Annotated in this window: 5 protein-coding genes and 1 pseudogene; 5 read left to right on the forward strand and 1 reads right to left on the reverse strand. The window is 65.1% G+C overall.

Annotated features, from left to right (window positions below; translation table 11 throughout):
* Positions 1-134: 134 nt before the first annotated feature.
* A complete protein-coding gene (locus JMF90_RS23640) occupies positions 135-1,199 on the reverse strand; it encodes a glycosyltransferase family 4 protein (protein WP_125380917.1) in 1,065 nt (354 codons plus the stop codon).
* Between the two features lie 662 nt (positions 1,200-1,861).
* On the opposite strand from JMF90_RS23640, the gene flhD reads away from it, so the two are divergent.
* The 5 genes and pseudogenes from flhD to JMF90_RS23665 form a co-directional block, all read left to right on the forward strand.
* On the forward strand, positions 1,862-2,182 hold the full coding sequence (flhD, locus tag JMF90_RS23645) for a flagellar transcriptional regulator FlhD (RefSeq protein ID WP_011350590.1): 321 nt from the start codon (positions 1,862-1,864) through the stop codon (positions 2,180-2,182).
* A 92-nt stretch (positions 2,183-2,274) separates the two neighbouring features.
* Positions 2,275-2,829, forward strand: a complete 555-nt coding sequence (flhC, locus tag JMF90_RS23650) for a flagellar transcriptional regulator FlhC (protein ID WP_006477349.1) — start codon at positions 2,275-2,277, stop codon at positions 2,827-2,829.
* Positions 2,830-3,021: 192 nt separating this feature from the next.
* A complete protein-coding gene (gene motA / locus JMF90_RS23655; protein WP_006477350.1) occupies positions 3,022-3,882 on the forward strand; it encodes a flagellar motor stator protein MotA in 861 nt (286 codons plus the stop codon).
* Between the two features lie 13 nt (positions 3,883-3,895).
* A complete protein-coding gene (motB, locus tag JMF90_RS23660) occupies positions 3,896-4,915 on the forward strand; it encodes a flagellar motor protein MotB (RefSeq protein WP_011546714.1) in 1,020 nt (339 codons plus the stop codon).
* A gap of 16 nt (positions 4,916-4,931) precedes the next feature.
* Positions 4,932-5,008 (forward strand): annotated as a pseudogene (locus JMF90_RS23665) (response regulator); the annotation flags it as partial.

Below are 5,008 nucleotides of genomic sequence, written 5' to 3' on the forward strand. Positions count from 1 at the left end.
GCGATCGTTTTCTGATCGAGTGACCGAAGGCCAAATGGAAAGAGCCGCATCGACGATGCGGCTCTTTTGCTTTGCGGGTTTTGCGCGCCGATTTCGGCGCGGATTTACGGCCTATTTCCGCGCGGATTTTCGCGTCAGGCGCCCGCGACCCGGCGCAATGCCGGTTGCTTGGTTGCCGCGCACAGCGATTCGTAAGTCTCGACGTAACGCTGCGCCATTGCCTTCGCGCTGAAACGCGTGTCGAAACGCTCGCGGATCGCGGTGCGCGACAGGCTGTCGATCCGGTGCAGCGCGCCGACCGCGCCCTGCACGTCCTCGACGATGAAGCCGGTCACGCCGTCCTCGATCACTTCCGGCACGGAGCCGCGGTTGAACGCGACGACCGGCGTGCCGCAGGCCATCGCCTCGATCATCACCAGGCCGAACGGCTCCGGCCAGTCGATCGGGAACAGCAGCGCCTTCGCGCCGGACAGGAACGCCGGCTTTTGTGCTTCGTTGATCTCGCCGATGAATTCGACGTGCGCCTGGCCGAGCAGCGGCTCGATCACTTCCTTGAAGTAGTCGGCGTCGGCCTTGTCGACCTTCGCCGCGATCTTCAGCGGCAGCCCGCTTTGCGCGGCGATGCGGATCGCGGTGTCGACGCGCTTTTCGGGACAGATCCGGCCGAGGAACGCGAGGTATTCGGGCTTCACGTCCGGCTGCGGCGTGAGCAGCGTGTCGGGCAGCCCGTGGTACACGGTGCCGGCCCACGCGGCCTGCGGCAGCGGCTTGCGCTGGTTGTTCGAGATCGACACGACCGGCGAATACGGGAACGCGTCGAACACCGGCTGCAGCTCCGGCAGGTCGAGGCGCCCGTGCAGCGTCGTCACGTACGGCGTGTCGAGGCGCGACATCAGCGGGAACGGCAGGTAGTCGAGGTGGAAGTGCAGCACGTCGAATTCGTGCGCGACCCGGGCGACCTGCTCGAGGAGCCGCATATGGGGCGCCATCGAATCGCGGACCGACGGGTCGAGCCGCAGCGCGCGCGGCCACGCCGCCTCGAGACGGGCCGACGTGACGGAGTCGCCGCTGGCGAACAGCGTCACGTCATGGCCGAGTTCGACGAGCGCCTCGGTGAGGTAGGACACGACACGCTCGGTGCCGCCGTAGAGTTTCGGCGGGACGGCTTCGTACAGCGGCGCGATCTGGGCAATTCGCATGGATGTTCTCCTGTGTCGATCCGGGGCGCGATGACGCCGAGACGGATCCCGTACAAGGTTGCGGAACTTGCCGACGCACGCGGTTGGCGGTACGTGGCCGGGCCCTGGGCGGGGTGCGCGGAGCGCCGGACGGCAAGCTGCGGGGCGGGCCGGCACGGCTCGCGCCGCCGCCCATTGGAGTCCATTATCGATATCGCCCTGAGGGGTTCGAGTGTTTTTTCAAACACTTAAGGCTTGTTACACGATGAAATACGCGAAAACCCCGAGAAAAAGGGCGCGGAATCATGAATCGCGACAGCCATAACTATTGTTGCGCTATCGTGAAAAAGCACTATAATTTTTACCGATCCGATTGCCGGCAGCCTTGCCGGCAAGCCTTCCACCTCTGGCGTGGCGGCCATCGGAGCCCTTCGCAACCGAATTCGCGTTGCAACCCGTTTTTCCGATTCCTTTCAATTCGCCTTGTCGGAAAAATTCCTACACGGTTTACAGACAAATCCTGCACGGCATACGCCACTTCGCTGATACCGACATAAATCCCGTTTGGCCAAAATTCGCCCTGTAAGACTATAAACGAGCCGACTGAGCGCCCGGTGCGCGCTGATCGAGCAAACGTTTTCATAACATGAATGGCCAAAGCAAAGCTTTTTAACGGGGGAATCATGAGCGCTACCAGCGAAATGCTCAGTGAGATCAAAGAGGTCAACCTGTCGTACCTCCTCCTCGCGCAGCGACTGCTGCGGGAAGACAAGGCGATGGGCATGTTCCGCATGGGCATTTCCCAGGAACTCGCCGACGTGCTCGCCAACCTCACGCTCGCGCAGACCGTGAAGCTGGCCGCGTCGAACCAGATGCTGTGCCGCTTCCGCTTCGATGATCACGCGCTGCTGTCGTCGCTCGCCGACAAGGGCCGCAGCGATGTCGTCGCGCACGCCCACTCGGCCATCCTGATGGCCGGGCAGCAGGTCGAAGGCGTCCGCTGATCCATCCCGCCTTGCGTTTGTCCCGGCGCGCCGCGCCGGCCGGCAGCGTGTTGGCCATTCATTCGAATAACGTCAAGCGGACGGTTATCACCATGGCAAGCAAAAGCGTCGTGATCGAGGTGAAGGAAATCACCCTCGCCATCGAACTGATCGAACTGGGCGCCCGGCTGCAGCTGCTGGAGGCGGAGACGAGCCTGTCGCGGGACCGTCTGATCAAGCTGTACAAGGAACTGAAGGGCGTGTCGCCGCCGAAGGGGATGCTGCCGTTCTCGACCGACTGGTTCATGACGTGGCAGCCGAACATCCACTCGTCGCTGTTCTACAACATCTACCGGTTCATGCAGGACCACGGCCGCTGCGACACGATCCAGTCGATCGTGAAGGCGTACCGGCTCTATCTGGAGCACGTGAACCTGTCCGGCGACGAGGCCGCGCTGAGCCTCACGCGGGCGTGGACGCTGGTGCGCTTCTTCGATTCGGGGATGCTGCAGATGACCCCGTGCACGCGCTGCGGCGGCCACTTCGTCGCGCATGCGCATGATCCGCATCAAGGTTTCGTGTGTGGCCTGTGCCAGCCGCCGTCGCGCGCCGGCAAGACCCGCAAGGCCGCCGCCGCGCGCGCCGAACTGGCCGCCGCCGTGGCCTGAACGCCGGGCCGGGCAAGGCCGGACGGGGCGCAAGCGGGGCCCGAGTGGCGCCCCACGGGCCGCGCGAATCGTCCGCGCATTGCTGGTAAACACCGTCGGGCCGCCGCCGGGCGGCCGCGAAAGTTTTCCTGCCGACTGCCGTAAACCTGTTTAACGGCGGTCTCCCCGCCGGTCTTTCGTGAGGGACAGGCAGTGCTGATTATCGTGGGAACACTCGTGACGCTGTTGTCCGTCTTCGGCGGTTATGCGCTGGCAGGCGGGCATCTGGGCGCCTTGATCCAGCCCGTCGAGATCCTGATGATCGTGGGCGCCGGCGTCGGCGCGTTCATCCTCGGCAACGGCGGCAAGACCATCAAGGCCACGCTGCGCGTGCTGCCGACGCTCTTCAAGGGTTCGAAATACACGAAGGACGTCTATATGGAGCTGATGGCGCTGCTTTACGTGCTGCTCGCGAAGGCACGCAAGGAAGGCACGCTGACGCTCGAGGCCGACATCGACGATCCCGAAAAGAGCCCGATCTTCACGCAATACCCGAAGATCCTCGCCGATCGCCACATCGTCGAATTCCTGACCGACTACCTGCGCCTGATGGTGGGCGGCAACATGAACGCGTTCGAGATCGAGAGCCTGATGGACGAGGAGATCGAGACGCACCACACGGAAGGCGAAGGCCCGGCGCATGCGCTGATGCGCGTCGGCGACGCGATGCCGGCGTTCGGCATCGTCGCGGCCGTGATGGGCGTCGTGCACACGATGGCCTCGGCCGACAAGCCGCCCGCGGTGCTCGGCGCGATGATCGCGCAGGCGCTGGTCGGCACGTTCCTCGGGATCCTGCTGTCGTACGGGCTGATCGGGCCGCTCGCGAGCCTCGCGGAGCAGCGCGTCGCCGAGTCGACCAAGATGTTCCAGTGCATCAAGGTGACGATCCTCGCGACGCTGAACGGCTATGCGCCGGCGATCGCGGTGGAGTTCGGCCGCAAGGTGCTGTTCTCGACCGAGCGTCCGTCGTTCTCCGAGCTCGAAGAACATGTTCGCCGCGTGAAGGCGAAGTGACGCGGAGCGACCGATGAGCAAGAGCAAGGATCGCGCGATCGTCGTCAAGCGGGTGGCCCCGGCGAAGAAGGGCCACCACGGCGGCGCATGGAAGCTCGCGTACGCGGATTTCATGACCGCGATGATGGCGTTCTTCCTGCTGATGTGGCTGCTGAGCTCGGTCACGCCGGTGCAGCTGAAGGGGATCGCCGAATACTTCAACATGCCGCTGAAGGCCGCGATTCTCGGCAGCGGCGACCGCAGCTCGCAGGAGTCCAGCATCATCAACGGCGGCGGCCGCGACCTGTCGAGCGTCGACGCCGGCACGCTGCGCCGCACCGACGGCACGACGTCGCTCGCCGAGCGTCTCGCGAAGGCGGGCGACGACAATTCCCGGTCGCAGGCGCAGGGCGCGCAGGACCGGCTCGAGCAGACGCGCCTGCACGACCTGCAGATCAAGCTGATGGCCGCGATCGAGGCCAACCCGACACTGCGCCAGTTCAAGCAGCAGATCCGCATCGATTCGACGCTGATGGGGCTGCGCATCGAGATCGTCGATTCCCAGAAGCGGCCGATGTTCGCGATGTCGAGCGACCACGTCGAGCCGTACATGCGCGACATCCTGCGCGAGATCGGCAAGACGCTGAACGACGTGCCGAACCGGATCATCGTCCAGGGCCATACCGACGCCGTGCCGTACGCGGGCGGCGAGGGCGGCTACAGCAACTGGGAACTGTCGGCCGACCGCGCGAACGCGTCGCGCCGCGAGCTGATCTCCGGCGGCATGGACGAGGCGAAAGTGCTGCGCGTGCTCGGCCTCGCGTCGACGCAGAACCTGAACAAGGCCGATCCGCTCGATCCGGAAAACCGCCGGATCAGCGTGATCGTGCTGAATCGCAAATCCGAAGAAGCGCTGATGCGCGACGACGCGACGACGACGACGCTGTCCGCCGACGCGGCCGGCTCGAAGCTGCTCGCGCAGCAGCTCGGCGGCCCGACGCCGGCGGTGCGGCCGGTCGTGGCGAGCGCCGTCGCCGTGGCGCCGAAACCCTGACGTTTCCGAGACAGACATGATCCGAACCATTCTCGCCATCGACGACTCCGCGACCATGCGTGCGCTGCTGCAGGCCACGCTTGCGCAGGCGGG

Origin of the sequence: Burkholderia sp. E168m23, assembly GCF_016586125.1 — a bacterium.
In the GTDB taxonomy this organism is placed as follows: domain Bacteria; phylum Pseudomonadota; class Gammaproteobacteria; order Burkholderiales; family Burkholderiaceae; genus Burkholderia; species Burkholderia orbicola.